Genomic DNA, 20,006 nt, shown 5'->3' with positions numbered 1-20,006 from the left:
TCTTTTAAACAAAAAGACATTTATATTTCAATTTTTAATTTCAACTCACTAGCAACTAGTTTTGACACATTTGTGGACTTCTCAGCACCGCCACTTTCTGTAAAATGTGGGACTCAAAACACCTCTAATGGCTATATTTTAACAAGTTTTTGACGGAAATGCAAGGAACAAGAAAGATTACTTGAACTTGATGCCGTTCTCTTTTAATTTCTTGATAGTAGCTGGACCAATTCCTTTCAAAGCAAGGAGTTCTTTTTCTGTCCAGTTTTTGAAGTCAGCTGCAGATTTGATTCCTTCATCGTAGAAAGTCTTGGCACGGTCGACTGAAAGTCCACCTAGGTTGGCTGCGAATTCCTCTACAGAGCTTGTAACCTTTTGAGCTTGTTCTTTAGTTGCTTCTACAGTTTTTTCAACTTGCTTAGAAACAGCTTTACCTGCGTTGTTTGCAGCTTTTTCAGCGTGTTTCACAACTTTTTTTGTTTCTTCGACAACCTTGTTTACTGCGTTTGAAAGTGCGCCTGAGCGACGAAGACTGTTTCTTAATTGTTTTTTACGTTGTAGTTTTTTTGACATGATAAGATCCTTTCAATAAAAAACCCCTGTGACTGAACAAGGATAAATCTTTATGTTTTATTGTATCAACTTTCTTTGGGAAATGCAAGGCTTGTTAGTTTAGAAAGATAGGAGTTATATAGGAAATTCCGCCTTAGAATAAGAAAAGATGTTAGAAGAAATGCGAAAAATATGGTATAATGAAACGATAGATTTTTGAATAGGAATACAATCATGTTTGGATTTTTAAAAAAAGATAAAGTTACAGAAACACCAGCGGTAGTGCCAGCCCACATCGGAGTTATCATGGATGGGAATGGTCGTTGGGCTAAAAAACGCATGCAGCCACGTGTCTTTGGTCATAAGGCTGGGATGGATGCTTTGAGAACAGTAGCTATTGCTGCTAGTGATATGGGTGTCAAGGCTATGACAGTTTATGCCTTTTCAACTGAAAACTGGACTCGTCCAGACCAGGAAGTTAAGTTTATCATGAACCTCCCGGTTGAATTTTACGATAAGTATGTTCCTGAGTTGCACCAAAAGAACATGAAGATTCAAATGATTGGGGAGACTGATCGTTTGCCTAAACAAACTTTCGAAGCTTTGAAAAAGGCAGAAGAGTTGACCAAGTTGAATACTGGTTTGATTCTCAATTTTGCCCTTAATTACGGTGGACGAGCTGAAATTACACAAGCAGTCAAGTTGATTGCGCAGGATGTTTTGGATGCCAAGGTGAATCCAGGCGATATTACAGAAGAGTTGATTGGGGAATATCTCTTTACAGGGCATTTGCCTAAGGTCTTGCGTGATCCGGACTTAATCATTCGAACGAGTGGGGAGCTTCGCTTGAGCAATTTCTTGCCTTGGCAAGCAGCTTATAGTGAACTTTATTTCACAGATGTTTTGTGGCCTGACTTTGATGAGGAAGCTTTGAAAGAAGCTATTGCAGAGTATAATCGCCGCAATCGTCGATTTGGAGGAGTTTAGGAAAAGTTATGAAAAAGGATTTATTAAAGAGAACCATATTTGCCGCTCTGGCATTAGCAATCTTTATCCCGCTCTTGGTGATTGGTGGGCTTTGGTTACAGATTGCTATGGGACTTCTAGCCATGCTAGGGGTTCACGAGTTGCTTCAGATGAAAGGGTTAAACACCATGACCCCTGAGGGGCTGCTGACCTTATTAGCGACTTTCGCACTGACAATCCCCCTAGAAAACTACTTGACATTTTTACCTGTAGATGGGAATGTTGTCGCATATGGTGTTGTGATTTTTATCATGTTAGGTTGCACTGTTTTTAGCAAGAATTACACCATTGAAGATGCTGTATATCCGATTGCCATGAGTTTCTATGTTGGTTTTGGATTCAATGCTTTAGTGGATGCTCGAATCGCAGGTTTGGATAAAGCCCTCTTGGCCCTCTGTATCGTATGGGCAACTGATAGTGGTGCTTACTTGGTCGGAATGAATTTCGGTAAGAGAAGATTGGCTCCGAGAGTCTCTCCGAACAAATCAATCGAGGGGGCCTTTGGTGGAATTTTAGCTGCCATGCTTGTCACTCTTATCTTTATGTTAGTGGATAGTACGGTTGCCCTTCCTTATGGCATTTACAAAATGATGCTCTTTGCTATTTTCTTTAGTATTGCAGGTCAATTGGGTGACTTGATTGAGAGTGCCATGAAACGCCATTTTGGAGTCAAGGATTCAGGCTTCTTTATCCCAGGCCATGGTGGAGTACTGGATCGCTTTGATTCTATGTTGGCAGTTTTCCCTATTATGCACCTCTTTGGCTTATTTTAAGGAAAGGTGAATAGATATTAAATGTTAGGATTATTAACCTTTATCCTTGTTTTTGGAATTATCGTGGTGGTTCACGAGTTCGGCCATTTTTACTTTGCTAAGAAGTCTGGCATTCTGGTTCGTGAATTTGCCATCGGAATGGGTCCAAAAATCTTTGCCCATATCGGGAAAGATGGGACAGCTTACACGATTCGTCTCCTACCGCTTGGTGGTTATGTCCGCATGGCAGGTTGGGGTGAGGATACCACAGAGATTAAGACAGGAACTCCTGTTAGTTTGACCTTGGCCGAAGATGGCAAGGTGAAGCGCATCAATCTTTCTGGTAAGAAGGTCGACCAAACGGCTCTTCCGATGCAAGTCACTCAGTTTGACTTTGAGGACAAACTCTTTATCACAGGTCTGGTTTTGGAAGAGGAGAAGACCTTCTCTGTAGACCATGATGCAACTATCGTGGAAGCTGACGGAACGGAAGTTCGTATCGCTCCGCTAGATGTTCAGTATCAAAATGCGACTGTCTGGGGGAAATTGATTACCAACTTTGCAGGTCCTATGAATAACTTTATTCTAGGAGTTATCGTTTTTTGGATTTTGATTTTCATGCAGGGTGGCGTTCGAGATACGCAAAGTAATAACTTTAGTATCATCCCTGATAGCGCGATTGCTAAGGCTGGTGTTGAAAATACAGCACAAATCACTAAAGTCGGTTCATACGAAATTAGTAACTGGCAAGATTTGATTCAGGCTGTTGAGGCAGAGACCAAGGACAAAACAGCTCCTGTATTGGATGTGACTATTTCAGAAAATGGGACTGAAAAGCAAGTCAGTGTGACCCCTGAGGAAAACCAAGGACGTTATATTCTAGGTGTTCAACCGAGACTCAAATCAGATATCTGGTCTATGTTTGTAGGTGGATTCACCTCTGCAGCTGACTCAGCCTTGCGCATTCTCAACGCCTTGAAGAGCTTGATTTTCCAGCCTGACTTGAATAAATTGGGTGGACCTGTTGCTATCTTTAAGGCAAGTAGTGATGCTGCTAAAAATGGTCTTGAGAATGTTTTGTTCTTCTTGGCTATGATTTCCATCAATATCGGGATTTTCAACTTGATTCCTATCCCGGCACTAGACGGTGGAAAAATCGTGCTCAACATCATCGAAGCTATTCGCCGTAAACCGCTGAAACAAGAAATTGAAACCTATGTTACTCTAGTTGGAGTTGTGATTATGGTTGTCTTGATGATCGCCGTGACTTGGAACGACATCATGCGTACCTTCTTTTAAGAATTAGAGGAAAAATATGAAACAAAGTAAAATGCTTATTCCAACGCTTCGCGAAATGCCAAGCGATGCTCAAGTTATTAGCCACGCCCTTATGTTGCGTGCTGGTTATGTTCGCCAAGTATCAGCAGGTGTTTATTCATATCTGCCACTTGCCAACCGTGTAATCGAAAAAGCCAAGAACATCATGCGTCAAGAGTTTGACAAGATGGGTGCTGTTGAAATGTTGGCTCCAGCCCTTCTCAGTGCTGACCTTTGGCGTGAATCTGGCCGTTATGAAACCTACGGTGAAGACTTGTACAAATTGAAAAATCGTGAGAAGTCAGACTTTATCTTGGGTCCAACTCACGAAGAAACTTTCACAGCAATTGTCCGTGATTCTGTCAAGTCATACAAGCAGTTACCACTGAACTTGTACCAAATCCAACCTAAGTACCGTGATGAAAAACGTCCACGTAATGGACTTCTTCGGACCCGTGAGTTCATCATGAAAGACGGCTATAGCTTCCACGCTAACTACGATAGCTTGGATGTAACCTATGATGAGTACAAGGCAGCTTACGAGCGTATCTTTACTCGTAGTGGCTTGGACTTCAAAGCCATCATCGGTGACGGTGGAGCTATGGGTGGTAAGGATAGCCAAGAATTTATGGCCATCACACCTGTTCGTACAGACCTTGACCGTTGGGTTGTTTTAGACAAGTCTGTCGCATCATTTGATGAGATTCCTGTAGATGTACAGAAAGAAATCAAGGCAGAATTGCTCAAATGGATGGTTTCTGGTGAAGATACCATTGCCTACTCAAGTGAATCAAGCTATGCAGCTAACTTGGAAATGGCAACAAACGCCTACAAACCAAGCAACCGTGTTGTGACTGAAGACCAAGTAGCACGTGTGGAAACACCAGGTGTCAAATCGATTGATGAAGTTGCTGCTTTCTTGAATGTCTCTGAAGAGCAAACAATCAAGACCTTGGTTTATATCGCAGACGAGGAGCCAGTTGTTGCCCTACTCGTTGGCAATGACCAACTCAATGAAGTCAAATTGAAAAACTACCTTGGTGCAGACTTCTTAGAACCTGCAACCGAAGCGGAAGTGAAAGAATTATTGGGAGCGGACTTTGGTTCACTTGGCCCAGTCAATCTTCCAGAAAATGTCAAGATTATCGCAGACCGCAAGGTGCAGGATAGTCGCAATGCTGTTGTAGGTGCTAACGAAGATGGTTACCACTTGACTGGTGTGAATCCAGGTCGTGACTTCACTGCCGAGTATGTGGACATCCGTGAAGTTCGTGAAGGTGAAATTTCTCCTGACGGACAAGGTGTTCTCAACTTTGCGCGTGGTATTGAAATTGGTCACATCTTTAAACTGGGTACTCGTTACTCAGCAAGTATGGGAGCAGATGTCTTGGACGAAAATGGCCGCGCTGTGCCAATCATCATGGGATGCTACGGTATCGGTGTCAGCCGTCTCCTTTCAGCAGTTATGGAGCAACATGCTCGCCTCTTTGTGAACAAAACTCCAAAGGGTGAATACCGTTACGCTTGGGGAATCAACTTCCCTAAAGAATTGGCGCCATTTGATGTGCACTTGATTCCAGTTAATGTCAAGGACGAAGCAAGTCTTGAATTAACCAACCGTATCGAAGAGGCCTTGGTAAACAAAGGTTACGAAGTTTTGACGGATGACCGTAACGAACGTGTCGGTGTTAAATTTAGCGATAGCGACTTGATCGGTCTTCCAATCCGTATCACTATTGGTAAGAAAGCAGCCGACGGTATCGTAGAAGTCAAGATCAAGGCGACAGGAGATACAATCGAAGTTCATGCAGATAACTTGCTTGAAACCCTTGAAATCTTAACAAATAAATAAAATCTATAATCAGAAGAAAAACAAGACAAAAATGTAACTAGTTTTTGCCTTGTTTTTTCTTTATAATGAGAGAAAGTAAACATTAAAAGCGTAAAAAGAGGTAGTACTATGCTAAAATTTCCAAAGGATTTTGTCTGGGGTTCCTCAACTTCTGGACCACAGACAGAAGGACGAGTGCCTGGTGACGGCAAGGGAGATAATCTCTGGGATTATTGGTACCAAGTAGAGCCAAACCGTTACTACAATGGGATTGGCCCAGATAAGACATCGACCTTCTATGAAAATTGGGAGAAGGACATTGAACTTTTGTTAGAAACTGGCCACACAGCCTTTCGAACTTCTATCCAGTGGTCTCGTATTTTTCCACAGGGTCGTGGAGAAGTCAATCCTCAAGGTGTGGCTTTCTATCGTCAGGTATTTGAAGCCATCAAGGCCAAGGGCATTCGTCTTTTAGTCAATCTTTATCACTTTGACCTGCCTTTCGCCCTTCAAGAAGATGGGGATGGTTGGGAAAATAAAGCAACTATTAAGGCTTATGAAGACTATGCTCGTTTCTGTTTTGAGACCTACGGTGACCTTGTGGACCAATGGATTACCTTCAATGAGCCTATCGTTCCGGTAGAGTTTGGCTATTTCTATGATGCCCATTATCCTCATAAGGTGGATGCCAAAGCTGCCGTTAAGGTTGCCTACCACACGCAACTAGCCAGCACTCTTGCGGTCAAAGCCTGCCATGAGGTCTTACCTGGTTCTAAGATTGGGATTGTCCTCAACTTGACACCAGCCTATCCACGTAGCCAACATCCTGCCGACGTGAAAGCTGCTCGTATAGCTGACCTCTTTCAGGCACAATCTTTCCTAGATCCATCTGTTTTAGGAGCTTATCCAGAAGAGTTGGTGGAGATTTTGTCTGAGCATGACTTGTTACCAGAATACACAGCCGAAGAGTTGGAGCTGATTCGTGAGAACACCGTTGACTTCCTAGGAGTCAACTACTATCAGCCTTTGCGTGTTATGGCGCCACGTTTTGCTAAGCATCCTGACAGCCCACTCTTGCCAGAGCATTTCTATGAACCTTACGTGATGCCAGGTCGCAAGATTAATCCACACCGCGGTTGGGAAATCTACGAGCAAGGAATTTATGACATTGCCCAAAATATCAAGGAAAACTATGGCAATATCGAGTGGATGTTGACAGAGAATGGGATGGGTGTTGAAGGTGAAGATAAATTCCGCGAAAATGGAATGATTCAGGATGATTATCGTATTGACTTTGTCAAAGGTCACCTTCGTGAACTTCATCGCGCCATTGAAGACGGTGCTAACTGTAAAGGCTACTTGATTTGGACATTTATCGACTGCTGGTCATGGCTCAACAGCTATAAAAATCGTTATGGTTTAGTCGAGCTTGACCTTGAAACGCAAGAACGACGCCTGAAAAAATCAGGCCACTGGTTCAAAGAACTCAGTGACAATAATGGATTTTAAGCTACTTTTCAAATAGATTCAAAAAAACCATTGGAAATAAAGCTCTCTGAGAGAGTTTCCAATGGTTTTTCTTGTTCTTAGAATAGTCCGATAAAAAGTAGTAGAGCTGATAAAGCAATAAAGGCTAGGGTTGCTAGAGCACGTTGGCCTAGGCTGTAAATCTTTCGTTCTCCTCGAACTGGGAAGACGATAGCCAGTAATGCACCCCCGACAGCACCCCCGACATGCCCAGCAAGGCTAATACCAGGCATTAAAATACTACCTACTAGATTGATGACTAAGAGGGAGAGATAGGATTGACCAAGCTGTTGGAGGTAGGGATTGCGTGAAGCATACCGAAGTACGACAATAGATGCGAACATTCCGTAGAGAGCAGTTGAAGCACCTGCGGTAATGGCATCAGGGCTAAAAACTAGGACAAAGAGATTCCCCATCATACCTGATAAGAGGTAGATAAAGAAAAACTGCTTGGAACCAAAGATGTCCTCCATCTGACGCCCCAAAAAGTAGAGGGATAGCATGTTGACTAAAAAATGCTCCAAGCCAATGTGGACAAAGGTTGCGGATAATAAGCGCCAGATTTGTTCAGGCATGGCCTTGATAGCAGGGGGATACACAGCTCCGAATTTATACAAGGTGGCTGCGCTGGTATAGTTGAAACCACTGGTTAGAAACATGATGATAAAAACCAGGGTTGTCACGAGAAGAAAGAAGCTCGTGACGGGATAACGACGATCAAAAATCTCTTTCATAGATAATTACCTCCTTAACGGGAATATCGTGTAGATCAGGATGGAAGTTCTGAATCTGACAAGGATAAAGCGTACTAATAGTATGACCTGGGAAATGCTCCAAGTAGCGGTCGTAGTAGCCACCACCGTAGCCAACCCTATATCTTGAAGGATTGAAAGCCAAACAAGGTACATGAATCAGGTCAATCTGAGAGGGTTCAAGGATTGTGAAGTCTCCTTGAGGTTCAAGAAGTCCAAAAGAATTTCTTTCGAGTTTCTCTGGTTCATATAGAACAAAGTCCATTTTCCCATGTGGATAGGTTTTGGGAATGAGGAGTGTCTTCCCATCTTTTTGAGCTTGTTCAATGAGTCTAGCTGTCTGAAATTCATGAGGAAAAGACAGGTAAGTGGCGATGGTTTTTGCTTCCTTGTAGAAGGGATGTAGAAGTAGTTGCTCAGTCAACCAAGCGTCCATGACTTCCTTTTCTTCGGCTGATAGAGATTTGAGTTCTTGCAAGACCTGCTTGCGTAGGGCTTTTTTCATTGTTTACTCCGCAGCTTTCTTTGCTAAAAAGCTTGATACAGCCTCGACTCCAATTGTCAGAGCTTCTTCATTAGGACTCATCTTTGGATGATGAAGGGCATAGGGACTATCAATTCCAAGCCAGAACATGACACCGGGAACCTTGGAGAGAAGATAACCAAAGTCTTCTCCTGTCATGGCAGGTTCGATGTCGATTAGTTCAATTCTATCTTTTTCATCAAAGAAGGTCATCAACTCCTGGGCTAATTCAGGGTTGTTTTCGACAGGTAGGTAACCTCCCTGCTTGAGTTCAACTTCCACATCCATATCAAAAGCAGCTGCGACACCTTCAGCGATGGCTTTGATACGTTTTTGAACTAAGAGGCTCATGCTATGTGTGAGAGCTCGAATGGTTCCATGCAAGAAAGCTGTATCAGCGATGACATTATTGGTTGTTCCAGCTTGAAAGACACCGAAAGTGACGACAGCTCCCTCGATAGGATCGACATTACGGCTGACAACCGACTGAACTTGAGTGATAAAATAGCTAGCTGCAACCAGAGCATCGTTTGCTTGATGTGGAAAGGCAGCGTGACCACCTTTACCCTTGAAACGAATCTTGACTTCGCAAGTTCCTGCAAAGAGTGTATGGGTATTGGTCGCAATCTGTCCAACCTTTAGGTCTGGACGGACATGAAGCCCATAGAATTGGTCAGGCAACCAGTCGCCAAAGGCCCCGTCTTCATACATGAGCATGCCACCTGCTTCATTTTCCTCGGCAGGCTGGAAGAGAAAGAGGAGATTGTTTTTAGGTTGGTTTTCTAGAGCACGTTCGAGACTTCCTAGGGCAATGGTCATGTGAAAGTCGTGCCCACAAGCATGCATACGGTCTGGGTGCTGAGAGGCAAAGGCAAGACCTGTTTGTTCAACGATTGGGAGTCCGTCGATATCTGTCCGCCAACCGATGGTACGTTCTGGCTGACTTCCCTGTAAATAAACTAAAATACCTGTTCGCCAAGTACGAATCTGAACAAAATCCTTACCAGCTGTTAATTTCTCGATGACATTGAGCAAATAAGCTTGAGTCTTGAATTCTTCTAAACCAATCTCAGGAATTTGGTGAAGGTCGCGTCGAGTCTGAATCAAATCTAACATATCTAATTTCCTTCTATATGAAACGATAAAGAGGCTGGAAAAGTTTCCGCCTCTGTTACTAATTACAAGGTACGAAGTGCATCCTCTAGCGCTGTTTTTTGTTGGGTTTTGCTATCAATTTCTTTGATAACACGAGCTGGAACACCAGCTACCACAACATTTTCTGGAACATCTTGAGTGACGATGGCACCTGCAGCGACAACAGAACCGCTACCGATTTGAACACCTTCGATAACCACAGCGTTAGCACCGATGAGTACATTATCACCGACACGGACAGGCTCTGCACTAGCTGGTTCGATAACACCTGCAAGAACAGCACCAGCACCTACGTGACTATTTTTACCGACAATAGCACGTCCACCTAGAATAGCACCCATGTCAATCATAGTACCAGCACCGATTTCAGCACCAATATTGATTACAGCTCCCATCATGATAACAGCGTTGTCGCCAATCTCAACCTGATCACGGATGATAGCCCCTGGTTCGATACGAGCATTGATGTCGCGTTTATCAAGGAGAGGTACAGCTGAATTACGAGCGTCTTGCTCAACAACATAGTCTTTATTTTCTGTTAGTCCTTTAAGAAGAGGTGAGATATCCTTCCAGTCTCCAAAAAGAACATTTCCAAGCTTGGTAACAGAAGCAGGGATAGATCCAGTAAGCTGCCCCTCAAAGGTCACTTTTACACTTGTCTTTTTCTCAGCATTGGCGATAAATTGGATAATTTCTTGTGCATTCATTTTTGTAGCAGTCATAGATGTCTCCTCACTCTTTGTAATGCTTACTATTCTACCAAAAAAGGCTTCAAAATTGAAGCCTTAAGTGTTAAAAGAAGATTCTTTCAGTTTATCCTTTGATTCTTCGATGGACAAGAAGATCATGGGAATAATAATCAAAATCATAGCTAATAGTAGGTAGCCATCCAAAACCAGACCTAGAAATAGAACGCTTAAAATAGCAGAGGACAACGGTTCACTTGCACTAATCACTGACACCACCAATGGGGATACCAGCGAGACAGCCTTCATAGATAGGAAAAAGGCAAAAGCTGTTCCCAGAAAGGCAATGGTCAAACAAATCAAGATGCTCACCCAATCCAGTTGAAAACTAATTCTATATACGGGGTAGAGAAAATTACTAAAGAGTCCAGCTAGCATCATTCCCCAGCCAACAGTTGGCACAAAACCGTATTTTCGAGCAAATGGTTGGGGTAAGATGACATTAAACATAACCCCTAGGGCACTGAGAAGTCCAGTTAGTAAGGCGATAGGAGTGATGGATAACTTAGAAAGATCGCCTTTGGTAGCCATCAAAAATACTCCAAGCATAGCAGTTAAAACATAGAAGATTGCTTTTTTAGAAGCTTTTTTCTTGTAGATGATGCGGTTGTATATGAGAATGAAGACAGGACTGATAAATTGTAGGATGGTTGCCGTTGTCGCATTAGAGTATTCTACACAGAGATAGAAGAAATACTGAACAGAGAAGATTCCTAAGATGGCATAAGCCAGAAAAGGCAGGTAGTTTTTGCGCTTTCTCCAGATATCGAATAGCTGAGAGCGGAACTTAAAGCTAGACAAGATGAGTACGAAACCACCTGCAAGACTTAGACGCATAGAAGTGATCCAACCAGAGGAGACTGGATAATGCGTAAAGAAGAATTCTCCTAAAATGCCACAAATACCCCATATTAATCCAGATAGGAGGGAGTAGATGGTTCCCTTAAAAATATTCTTTTGATACTGATTCATATAGAAAGGTTAACGTTGTAGTCTATTTGAAGATGAGTCGTTGCTATCACTGGTAGTATTATTGTTATTATTACCATTATTATTGTTATTATTATTGTTGTTGTTATTGTTGCTATTATTATTTCGATTATTGTTATTGTTGCTATTGTTGTTTGAATTATTATTGTTTGAATTAGAAGATTTTGGTAAACTTCCCAAAATCGTATTCCAAGCATTTTGGTAATCAGAGTCACTTCCACCAATAGCGAATTTATAGGTAGTAGTTGGAGCACCAGCTTGGTTAGCCCAGTAACTTGTTACCATTTCTCCAGTAACGTCAATCTCTTTGCCGTTGATAGTGACCTTGCCAGGCTTCTGTCCAGTCGACTTAAGGACTTGAGAAGAGGTGACACTCGAATCAAGGCTAAAGCGTTCAGAACCCCAAGCAGAAGGAGAAGCTTGTTGAATCGCGTTTACGAGGTGGGCCATATACTTAGCATTACGATAATATGCGCCTTTGGCTAACGGACTGTTATCATCGTGACCAACCCAACCACCAAGAGTCAATCGAGGCGTTGAAAGCATGAGCCACATATCACCTTCCTCGTTAGTTGTACCAGTTTTCCCGATCCAATCAGCACTTGCTAGACTGGAATTTATGCTATAAAGGTCGCTTTGGAAGCTTGTAGTTATCCGGGATGAAAGTACATCTCTCAGTAGACTTTGCATAATGGTTGCAGTAGCTTTTGAGTAGACCTGAACAGGTTCGTCTTTATGCTCATAGATCACTTCGCCACTACTTTTTTCAATTTTTGAAATCATATATTTCTTATTGTAAATACCATTATTGGCTAGTGTTTGGTATCCGTTTGTATGTTGAGCTACAGTAACCTCAATTCCACCTCCCATAGGAAGACTTTCAATGCCATATTCTGGGATTTCATAACCCATTTTTTCCATGTAGGAGCGGACATCGACTCCTTTTTCTCGAAGCATACGATAAGTCCAGTAGGCTGGGATATTCCAGGAATAATTGAGAGCTTCCTTAAGCGTTATCATTGTTGTCCCCGGACTGTTGACGTGCATAATCGGAGTTCCGTTGGCAAAGTTCGTTGGATAGTTTGATAAGATGCTAGCACTTCCCATCAAGCCTTGGTCAATAGCAATACCATAGGCTAAGATAGGTTTGGTAGTCGAAGCCGGAGATCGTTTTGTGTCAAAGGCGTGATTATTTTGATTGCTTTGGTAATCTCGTCCTCCTACAAATCCTATGATGGCTCCTGTTTTATTATCCATTAAGACATTTCCGACTTCAGGTTGACCACTACTATCATTTAGAAGGTAGCCATAATTTGCCACAGCATCTTGCATGGCAGTATGGATTGTTTTGTCGATTGTAGTAGTGATACGGTAACCACCATTTTGAATTTCTTTTTCAGCTAATTCACGATAAGATTTTTGAATAGATTCGTTCTTGAGTTCTTGAGCAGAAACATTATCTTTTTGCACCAAATAATCATACATGAGATTAGTTGCCTCATCAAGTGCAGTAAAGTAGAGATAGCCTCTAGAAGTTACGTTTACACTTTCTGCTGGCAAGAAGTCTTGCTTAATGTCATATGCCTTATAGGTTTCGTAGTCTTCTTGGCTGAGCACTCCAGTTCTGTACATATTGTAAAGGACATCTTTTGAACGTTTGATACCTAGCTCCATATCCTCTTCGCTCTTCATTTCCCCAGTAGATTCATAAGGTGAGTAGGAGATAGGACTTTGTGGCAATCCTGCTATGAAGGCTGCTTGAGGAATCGTTAGCTGATTGGCGTCAACCCCGAAAATACCCTTGGCTGCTTGTTGAGCTCCTGCGATGTTTTGACCTTTATTGTTACGTCCAAAAGGAGCAACGTTAAGATAGGTTGTTAAGATTTCATCCTTGCTCATTGCTCTCTCTAAGGCCAAGGCATCCACGATTTCAGTAGCTTTACGAGTTAGTGTAGGAGCATCCCCAACCACTTGCTGCTTGATGAGCTGCTGTGTTAGTGTAGATCCTCCACTAGAAGAACCAAGACCGATAAAGTTTCCTAGGCTGGCACGAATAACTGCTTTAGGAACGACCCCATTGTGTTCGGCAAAATGTTCATCCTCGGTAGCAACGATAGCTTGCTTGAGATTTTCTGAAATAGCATCTGATGCGACAGATGTCCGAAGGAGGTCACTTTCGATAGCACCAATCATGGATCCGTCAGCATAGCGAATCTCAGAGATGGATGAAATATCATTCACTTGCTTGAGCAAATCTTCTGTTTGAGGAACGGTCACCTTGTCAAATAGAGATACAGCATAACCGAAAACAACCCCGGTACCTAAAAGTCCACCAAGTAAGGCGATAATGAATAGGGTATTAAAGGTCGCCTTGATTCCCAGTAAGATATTGGCAAAGATAGCCCAAATACTAGTTTTGGTTTTCTTTTTCTTTTTAGAATGTTTAGGACCTTTTTTTCCTAGATGTATATTTTTTAGTTTTGTTTTTAGGGACTGAAGGAAAGCCAGTCCTTTTTCTTTAAGTTCTAACAATTTATTCTTCATTTCTTTCCTCACTCCTTATTATTATACCATAAAAGCAATGATTGCAAGAAATTAGTCTTGGACGAGCTTTAGAGGGGGTTAGGCAACAAAAAAACCAGGTAAATTCAACCTGGTTTTAAGGATTTATTTTTCTTCTGAAAGTTCTTTTCCAAGATCAATCAAGTAGTCTTTCAAGTGGTCTTTAACTTGTGGGTGTTTGAGAGCATATTCGATGGAAGTTTTCATAAATCCAAACTTATCTCCAACGTCATAACGTGAACCTTTAAATTCACGGGCGAATACACGTTGAGTTTTGTTGAGTGTATCGATAGCATCTGTTAGCTGGATTTCATTTCCGGCACCAGGTTTTTGATTTTCAAGAATACCAAAAATCTCTGGTGTGAGGAGGTAACGACCGATGATTGCTAAATCACTTGGTGCATCCTCAGGAGCTGGTTTTTCAACGAAGGTTTCAACGCTGTAAAGTCCATCTTTTCCTTCGCCTTGAGGCGCGATAACACCGTAGGCAGAAACTTCATCATGTGGGACAGGCATTACGGCGATAGTAGAAGCATGAGTTTCCTCGTAATCATTCATGAGTTGCTTGGTCAATGGGACAGCATTGTCATCTGTTATATCCATGAGGTCATCTCCCAACATCACCACAAACGGTTCATTTCCAACGAAAGCTTTGGCTTGTAAAACGGCATCTCCGAGTCCACGTGGGTGTGTTTGACGGATGAAGTGAAGGCGCATACCAGTTGTTTCGTCAACTAGTTTCAAAAGGTCGGTTTTTCCTTTTTCCTTAAGGTTGTACTCTAGTTCAAAGTTTGAATCAAAATGGTCTTCGATAGAGCGTTTTGATTTCCCTGTTACTACAAGAATGTCCTCAATTCCAGACTTAAGGGCTTCTTCAACGATGAATTGAATAGTTGGCTTATCCACGATTGGCAACATTTCTTTGGCCAAGGCTTTGGTTGCTGGAAGGAAACGAGTTCCAAGCCCCGCGGCAGGGATAACAGCTTTTCTAACTTTTTGCTTCATGAGCATCCTTTCTAACGGTGATTATGACCACTCGTTCTCTGCCTTGAACTCGTTACTCATGAGTTCAGAAACAGCATCCTTAATATTAACATTTTCATAAATAACCTGGTAGATAGCCTGAGTAATAGGCATATAGACTCCAAGTTCTTGCGCCAATTCATAAGCAGCTTTGGTTGTTGAAATTCCTTCAATCACCATCCCCATGTTGGCTTCGATATCTGCCAAGGCTTCGCCACGTCCAAGAGCATCACCTGCTCGCCAGTTACGTGAGTGGACAGAAGTTCCAGTAACGATTAAATCCCCAACTCCAGAAAGTCCGCTATAAGTCAGTGGATTTGCTCCAAGTTTGACTCCTAGACGAGTGATTTCTGCAAGACCGCGCGTGATAATGGCAGCTTTAGCGTTGTCTCCAAATCCAAGTCCATGGAGGGCACCTGCACCAACAGCGATGATATTTTTAAGAGCACCAGCTGTTTCCACTCCGATCACATCTGTATTGGTATAAAGACGGAAGTAGTGGTTGCTAAAGAGTGTCTGAACATACTGAGCTTTCTCTAAATCCTTAGATGCAGCCGTGATCAAGGTAATGTCACGTACAATCGTTTCTTCTGCATGGCTAGGACCAGATACAACTACAATCTCACTACGTAACTCTTCAGGGATTTCTTCTTCTAGAATGGTTGAAAGACGTTTATGACTATTGGGCTCAAGACCTTTTGAAGCATGCATAATCACTACCTTATGGTCCAAAACAGCAGCTACCTGTTGAGCTACCAATCTTGTCACCTTTGTTGGGACTACGAACAAGACAGCGTCAACGCCATTCAAGACTTCGGCCAAATCATGATAGGCTACAATTTTTTCGTCTAATACAGTATCCTTAAAATAGCGTTTGTTAGTATGTTGTGTATTGATTTCATCAATTTGGTCAGGAATATTTCCCCAGATACGCACTTCGTGTCCGTTGTCATTAAGAACTTGTGACAAGGCAGTACCCCAAGAACCAGGCCCTAAAACAGCGATGGTTTGTTTGTTCATTTTTCCCTCCTTCTGAGAAAGCACTTTCCTATATTCTACCATAAAAAGCACTATCTTGCATCTATATTATTTATGAAGCATTAATTGAATGATAGAGTATAAATAAAAAAACAGCCAATGAGTAATTTGGCTGTCTTTAGGAGAAAAACTAGAGGGTAATGCTATTGTTTTTAGAAATTTTCATAAATAGTAATAATGAAGTAACTGTCAAGACAGTGAGGATAGTTGACAAAGCAGCTGCCACACCATAATTTCCTCTGAGAACCTCTGTATAGATTGCTACGGTCATAGTTTTTGTTTTGGCATTATATAGCAGGATAGAAGTAGATAGTTCTGAAATCATTGTTACCCATGATAGAATAGCTCCAGAAATAATACCGGGTAACATCATTGGAACAGTGATGTTACTGAAAGTATTGAGACGGCTACTTCCTAAACTCTCAGCTGCTTCTTCAATACTAGGTGCTATTTGTTGTAAGCTAGCAACAGATGAGCGGATTGTATAAGGGAGTCTTCTTACAGATAAGGAGATAATCAAGATGAAGGCTGTTCCTGTAATCATAAGGAAGCCACTTCCGAAGATACCTGTATTGAATGAAGAGATAAAGGCAATACCGAGAACTGTTCCTGGTACGATATAAGGTACCATACTAAGGCTATCAATTAAGTTTGTAAACAAATTTCGTTTTCTAACAGCTAGGTAGGAGATAAATGATGCAAATAAAACAACTAGAATCAAAGCAATCAAAGGAATGCGAATCGTATTAAAAATAGTAGCTCCCATGCGATTGAAGGCAATCTTGTAACTGTTTAGAGAATAGCCTTTGACAAATACCATACCTGATGTTTTTAGGAAAGAGGTATAAATCAAAAATAATTGAGGTAGAACAGAAAATAAGACAATTCCGTAAACTGTTGCATAAATTGCTGCCATTTTCCCTTTTGTAGTTTTTTTCGGCTCAATTGGATGGAGAGAATTCATGCTGAAACTATAGCGATTGGAAATATATTTTTGAATAAGAAAGATTGTTAAAGCAATGATAATCGCCATGATTGCTAAAGCAGATGCAAAAGCAGAATTTCCGCCAACCTCACTAATGAATTGATTATAAATTAAAACAGGGAAAGTTCGATATCCTTCACCAATTAACATAGGAGTTCCGAAGTCGGAGAATGCTCTCATAAATACGAGTAGGGCAGCGGCAAGTAAAGTTGGAACTAAAAGGGGCAAAATAACTGTTATCATACGTTTGAATCCAAATACCCCCATGCTTTCAGCGGCTTCAAGAAGAGAATGGTCAATTCTTTTCATGGCTCCAGCCACGTATAGAAAAACTAATGGGAATAGCTGGAGTGTAAACACAAGTACAATTCCTTTGAAGCCATAAATATCAATAGCTGGAAGATGAAGGGCATTTGTCAAAAATTTAGTGATGACACCATTTCGTCCCAACAAGAGAATCCAAGAGTATGCCCCTACGAAAGGAGCTGACATGGAAGCGATGATAATCAATATCTGTAAAAATTTCTTTCCTTTGAAGTCATATATAGAAAAGAGGTAAGCCAATAAGGTCCCTAAAACTAGGGAAGTTACAGTAGAAGTAATGGAGACGTTAAAACTGTTTACTAGTGTCTCAGAGTAATAGGATTTACTAAAGAAATCCTCAAAATTAGCTAGTGAGAATTGACCTTCATGTATGAGTGCTTGCTTGAGTACAATAATAATTGGATAAACAAGAAAAATAAGATAGGTAAGAAAGATGAAGAATGAGGAGGCTGTCCAAATATTTAGTTTTTTACCTTTCATAGCCAACTCCTGTAATAAGATTTTGAGAACCATCTGCAGAAAAGACATTTAACTTTTGAGTATTGATTCGTAGACGAATTCGATCCCCTTTTTGAAGATCTTCTTCAAAAGTTGATTCTTCGCTGACCTGTATTTTTGAAGAAAATGCAGTCTCTACAAAATATTCAGTGGTGAGTCCAAGATAAACACTATCGGAAATGATTCCTTCAATATCTCCAGATTCATCTTTGATAAACTCTTCGGGACGGATACTTACAAGAACAGCTTGTTCCTTAGCTTGATCAAGAGCTGGCATACGAAGAGAGTAGCCGTCTTCAAAGACGATGTACGCTCCATCAGCTTGCTTTTCTAAACGGGCAGGGATGATGTTTGTTCTACCAATAAAGGTTGCGACAAATTCGTTCTCTGGTTTGTGGTATAGCTCTTTTGGACGACCAATTTGTTGAATAACACCATCTTTCATAACCGCGATTTGGTCAGAAATAGCCATGGCTTCTTCTTGGTCGTGGGTCACATATACAGTTGTAATTCCCACTTCGTGTTGAATTTCTCGAATAACTTGGCGCATATCTAAGCGAAGTTTCGCATCCAGGTTACTAAGTGGCTCGTCCATGAGGAGAACACTTGGATTAACAGCTAATGCACGTGCTAAGGCGACACGTTGTTGTTGTCCACCACTGAGCTTATCGGGCTTTCGATCTGCGTATTGATCAATTTGCATTAGTTCCAGATATTTATTAGTTTGTTGAACTAATTCATCTTTTGGAACCTTTTTTTGTTTAAGACCAAAAGCAACATTATCTCGAACAGTCAAATGTGGGAAAATAGCGTAGTTTTGGAAAACCATACCGATGTTGCGTTTGCTGGGTTCTATGTTATTGATTTTAGTATCATCGAAGTAAAATTCTCCGCCTTCAATACTGTTGAAGCCTGCAATCATTCGAAGTAGAGTCGTTTTTCCACAACCTGAAGGTCCAAGAATAGTGAAAAGACTTCCTTTTGGGATCGTAACATTTAAATTCTCAATGACAGGAATGTCATGGTAGATTTTTTTTGCGTTAATAATTTTGATCTCACTCATAGCGAACCTCTTTTACTGTTTCGATTGAATATTAGTGAAAATATCATTGTACTTTTTAAGAATAGCTGATTTATTTTGGATGACGTACTCAGAATCTTCAGTGGCGATATTGATTTCGGTCATTGATTTCATATTTTTATTGGTTTTAGCATTTTTTCGAATGGGTCTAATGGTTGTTTCAGTTCCTAGTTTATCCTGAATGTCTTGAGAAAGAAGGAAATCGATAAATTTTTTAGCGTTTTCCATGTGTTTGGCATTTTTGATAATAGCTGCGTTACCAGGCAAAAAGACGGTTCCTTCTTTTGGATAAATGACTTTTACATCAACGCCATCGTTTAAGAGTTTCAATGCAGGATCTTCATAGGTGAGTCCGACAGCCATTTCTCCGTCAGCGACTGATTTGTAGACATTTGAAGAACTAGAAGCAATTTTACCGTCTACTAAGCTAAATAGATTTTTCACATAGGTCCAAGCTTGCTCATTTTCATAGCCACCCTGATCTACGAGCATGTTTGTTAATTGAGCAAAGGCGCTAGAAGAATTACTTGGATCAGCAGTTGCGATTTTTCCTTTTAATTTAGGATTGAGTAGATCATTGTAGCCTTCAATTTTAATATCTTTTGTAAGAGCTGAATTGGCAATGATGACACTGACATCAAGTGTATAAGGCGTGTAGAATCCAGTTTTATTTTGATATTCAGGGATTATCTGGTCGTTCTCTTGAGAAATATAAGGTTCAAAAAGATTTTCGTTAGAAGAGAAGAGGGCGTAGGAGCCTCCGAAAATGACATCGGCTACAGGGGATTCTTTTTCAGCCTCAGCTTTTTTGAACAATTCACCAGTGCTGGCTTGTACTAAGTCAACCTTAATACCATATTTTTCTTCGAAGGCAGGGATTGTTTCTTCGATAAGGTCTTCAGGGTTAGGCGAGTAGATAACCAAAGTGTTATCTGAATCTTTTTCAGAGCTAGTTTCCGCTTCTGTTGTTGAAGAACATCCTGATAAAGTAAGAAATATCCATCCACAAGAGAGAAAGAATAGTAGTTTTTTCATAAGAGTCTCCTTTTTTACGAACGTTTTTACTCTACAGCTTGCTTAATGTTTATAATTTGCAGAGTTCTATAGGATATAATAAAAACCTTAAAGAAATCTAAAACGATGAATATGAGTCAAAGGCGTTAGGGGGAAAAAGATGGAAGAGATAAATAATCGATATAAGTTAATTTCAAGTGTTAGCTAATTTTTTATACTGCTAAATAAGCTGGATTTGCGATTCAGTCTTTCTTTCCATCCAAGCCCAAAAGAACATTTCTCGACTTTCAAATTCCCCCAAAAATGGTAT

The 20,006-nt window shown here is 41.1% G+C and carries 17 protein-coding genes; 5 read left to right on the top strand and 12 right to left on the bottom strand.

What is annotated here, in order from left to right; genetic code table 11:
• Nucleotides 1-177: 177 nt before the first annotated feature.
• Nucleotides 178-573: a helix-hairpin-helix domain-containing protein gene (locus tag QM810_RS05445; RefSeq protein WP_006151340.1), complete on the bottom strand. Its 396-nt coding sequence runs from the start codon at nt 571-573 to the stop codon at nt 178-180.
• A gap of 213 nt (nt 574-786) precedes the next feature.
• On the opposite strand from QM810_RS05445, the gene QM810_RS05440 reads away from it, so the two are divergent.
• The 5 genes from QM810_RS05440 to QM810_RS05420 all read left to right on the top strand — a co-directional run bounded on the left by QM810_RS05440 (nt 787) and on the right by QM810_RS05420 (nt 6,987).
• Entirely contained in the window at nt 787-1,539 is a 753-nt protein-coding gene (locus tag QM810_RS05440; protein ID WP_223334059.1) for an isoprenyl transferase, read from the top strand.
• An 8-nt stretch (nt 1,540-1,547) separates the two neighbouring features.
• Nucleotides 1,548-2,351 (top strand): phosphatidate cytidylyltransferase, encoded by an 804-nt coding sequence (locus QM810_RS05435; protein ID WP_195183398.1) that lies wholly within the window; start codon nt 1,548-1,550, stop codon nt 2,349-2,351.
• Nucleotides 2,352-2,372: 21 nt separating this feature from the next.
• Nucleotides 2,373-3,629 carry an RIP metalloprotease RseP gene (rseP, locus tag QM810_RS05430; protein ID WP_414254102.1) on the top strand — a complete coding sequence of 419 codons (1,257 nt, stop codon included), beginning with the start codon at nt 2,373-2,375 and terminating at the stop codon, nt 3,627-3,629.
• Nucleotides 3,630-3,645: 16 nt separating this feature from the next.
• The gene (locus QM810_RS05425; RefSeq protein ID WP_414254101.1) at nt 3,646-5,499 is read left to right on the top strand and encodes a proline--tRNA ligase; all 1,854 of its coding nucleotides are present in this window, start codon (nt 3,646-3,648) and stop codon (nt 5,497-5,499) included.
• Between the two features lie 108 nt (nt 5,500-5,607).
• Entirely contained in the window at nt 5,608-6,987 is a 1,380-nt protein-coding gene (locus QM810_RS05420) for a glycoside hydrolase family 1 protein (protein ID WP_414254100.1), read from the top strand.
• A gap of 77 nt (nt 6,988-7,064) precedes the next feature.
• Here QM810_RS05420 and QM810_RS05415 read toward each other — a convergent pair whose 3' ends face one another.
• The 11 genes from QM810_RS05415 to QM810_RS05365 all read right to left on the bottom strand — a co-directional run bounded on the left by QM810_RS05415 (nt 7,065) and on the right by QM810_RS05365 (nt 19,717).
• Nucleotides 7,065-7,739 carry a rhomboid family intramembrane serine protease gene (locus QM810_RS05415; protein ID WP_414254099.1) on the bottom strand — a complete coding sequence of 225 codons (675 nt, stop codon included), beginning with the start codon at nt 7,737-7,739 and terminating at the stop codon, nt 7,065-7,067.
• Complete coding sequence (locus QM810_RS05410; RefSeq protein WP_414254098.1) at nt 7,723-8,262, bottom strand: 5-formyltetrahydrofolate cyclo-ligase; 540 nt, start codon at nt 8,260-8,262, stop codon at nt 7,723-7,725. The genes QM810_RS05415 and QM810_RS05410 overlap by 17 nt, the downstream gene beginning before the upstream one ends.
• A gap of 3 nt (nt 8,263-8,265) precedes the next feature.
• Nucleotides 8,266-9,396 (bottom strand): N-acetyldiaminopimelate deacetylase, encoded by a 1,131-nt coding sequence (locus QM810_RS05405; RefSeq protein WP_414254097.1) that lies wholly within the window; start codon nt 9,394-9,396, stop codon nt 8,266-8,268.
• Nucleotides 9,397-9,458: 62 nt separating this feature from the next.
• A complete protein-coding gene (dapD, locus tag QM810_RS05400) occupies nt 9,459-10,157 on the bottom strand; it encodes a 2,3,4,5-tetrahydropyridine-2,6-dicarboxylate N-acetyltransferase (RefSeq protein ID WP_414254096.1) in 699 nt (232 codons plus the stop codon).
• A 63-nt stretch (nt 10,158-10,220) separates the two neighbouring features.
• Entirely contained in the window at nt 10,221-11,153 is a 933-nt protein-coding gene (locus QM810_RS05395) for a DMT family transporter (RefSeq protein WP_414254095.1), read from the bottom strand.
• Nucleotides 11,154-11,162: 9 nt separating this feature from the next.
• Entirely contained in the window at nt 11,163-13,715 is a 2,553-nt protein-coding gene (gene pbp1b, locus QM810_RS05390) for a penicillin-binding protein PBP1B (protein ID WP_414254094.1), read from the bottom strand.
• 123 nt (nt 13,716-13,838) lie between these two features.
• The gene (gene galU, locus QM810_RS05385) at nt 13,839-14,738 is read right to left on the bottom strand and encodes a UTP--glucose-1-phosphate uridylyltransferase GalU (RefSeq protein WP_025168755.1); all 900 of its coding nucleotides are present in this window, start codon (nt 14,736-14,738) and stop codon (nt 13,839-13,841) included.
• A 21-nt stretch (nt 14,739-14,759) separates the two neighbouring features.
• Nucleotides 14,760-15,776: an NAD(P)H-dependent glycerol-3-phosphate dehydrogenase gene (locus QM810_RS05380; protein WP_414254093.1), complete on the bottom strand. Its 1,017-nt coding sequence runs from the start codon at nt 15,774-15,776 to the stop codon at nt 14,760-14,762.
• Between the two features lie 148 nt (nt 15,777-15,924).
• Nucleotides 15,925-17,583, bottom strand: coding sequence for an ABC transporter permease (locus QM810_RS05375; protein ID WP_178894493.1), 1,659 nt, complete (start codon nt 17,581-17,583; stop codon nt 15,925-15,927).
• Nucleotides 17,573-18,664: an ABC transporter ATP-binding protein gene (locus tag QM810_RS05370; RefSeq protein WP_178894494.1), complete on the bottom strand. Its 1,092-nt coding sequence runs from the start codon at nt 18,662-18,664 to the stop codon at nt 17,573-17,575. The genes QM810_RS05375 and QM810_RS05370 overlap by 11 nt, the downstream gene beginning before the upstream one ends.
• 12 nt (nt 18,665-18,676) lie before the next feature.
• On the bottom strand, nt 18,677-19,717 hold the full coding sequence (locus QM810_RS05365) for an ABC transporter substrate-binding protein (protein ID WP_254730035.1): 1,041 nt from the start codon (nt 19,715-19,717) through the stop codon (nt 18,677-18,679).
• Between the last annotated feature and the right edge of the window lie 289 nt (nt 19,718-20,006).

It is taken from the genome of Streptococcus infantis (genome assembly GCF_047464155.1).
Classification (GTDB): Bacteria; Bacillota; Bacilli; order Lactobacillales; family Streptococcaceae; genus Streptococcus; species Streptococcus infantis_U.
This window is presented reverse-complemented; position numbering and strand designations above follow the sequence as displayed.

Bases quoted from the DNA above. Each gene is read 5' to 3' on its own strand.
- QM810_RS05445 (WP_006151340.1), bottom strand. From the start codon at position 573: ATGTCAAAAAAACTACAACGTAAAAAACAATTAAGAAACAGTCTTCGT.
- QM810_RS05440 (WP_223334059.1), top strand. From the start codon at position 787: ATGTTTGGATTTTTAAAAAAAGATAAAGTTACAGAAACACCAGCGGTA.
- QM810_RS05435 (WP_195183398.1), top strand. From the start codon at position 1,548: ATGAAAAAGGATTTATTAAAGAGAACCATATTTGCCGCTCTGGCATTA.
- rseP (WP_414254102.1), top strand. From the start codon at position 2,373: ATGTTAGGATTATTAACCTTTATCCTTGTTTTTGGAATTATCGTGGTG.
- QM810_RS05425 (WP_414254101.1), top strand. From the start codon at position 3,646: ATGAAACAAAGTAAAATGCTTATTCCAACGCTTCGCGAAATGCCAAGC.
- QM810_RS05420 (WP_414254100.1), top strand. From the start codon at position 5,608: ATGCTAAAATTTCCAAAGGATTTTGTCTGGGGTTCCTCAACTTCTGGA.
- QM810_RS05415 (WP_414254099.1), bottom strand. From the start codon at position 7,739: ATGAAAGAGATTTTTGATCGTCGTTATCCCGTCACGAGCTTCTTTCTT.
- QM810_RS05410 (WP_414254098.1), bottom strand. From the start codon at position 8,262: ATGAAAAAAGCCCTACGCAAGCAGGTCTTGCAAGAACTCAAATCTCTA.
- QM810_RS05405 (WP_414254097.1), bottom strand. From the start codon at position 9,396: ATGTTAGATTTGATTCAGACTCGACGCGACCTTCACCAAATTCCTGAG.
- dapD (WP_414254096.1), bottom strand. From the start codon at position 10,157: ATGACTGCTACAAAAATGAATGCACAAGAAATTATCCAATTTATCGCC.
- QM810_RS05395 (WP_414254095.1), bottom strand. From the start codon at position 11,153: ATGAATCAGTATCAAAAGAATATTTTTAAGGGAACCATCTACTCCCTC.
- pbp1b (WP_414254094.1), bottom strand. From the start codon at position 13,715: ATGAAGAATAAATTGTTAGAACTTAAAGAAAAAGGACTGGCTTTCCTT.
- galU (WP_025168755.1), bottom strand. From the start codon at position 14,738: ATGAAGCAAAAAGTTAGAAAAGCTGTTATCCCTGCCGCGGGGCTTGGA.
- QM810_RS05380 (WP_414254093.1), bottom strand. From the start codon at position 15,776: ATGAACAAACAAACCATCGCTGTTTTAGGGCCTGGTTCTTGGGGTACT.
- QM810_RS05375 (WP_178894493.1), bottom strand. From the start codon at position 17,583: ATGAAAGGTAAAAAACTAAATATTTGGACAGCCTCCTCATTCTTCATC.
- QM810_RS05370 (WP_178894494.1), bottom strand. From the start codon at position 18,664: ATGAGTGAGATCAAAATTATTAACGCAAAAAAAATCTACCATGACATT.
- QM810_RS05365 (WP_254730035.1), bottom strand. From the start codon at position 19,717: ATGAAAAAACTACTATTCTTTCTCTCTTGTGGATGGATATTTCTTACT.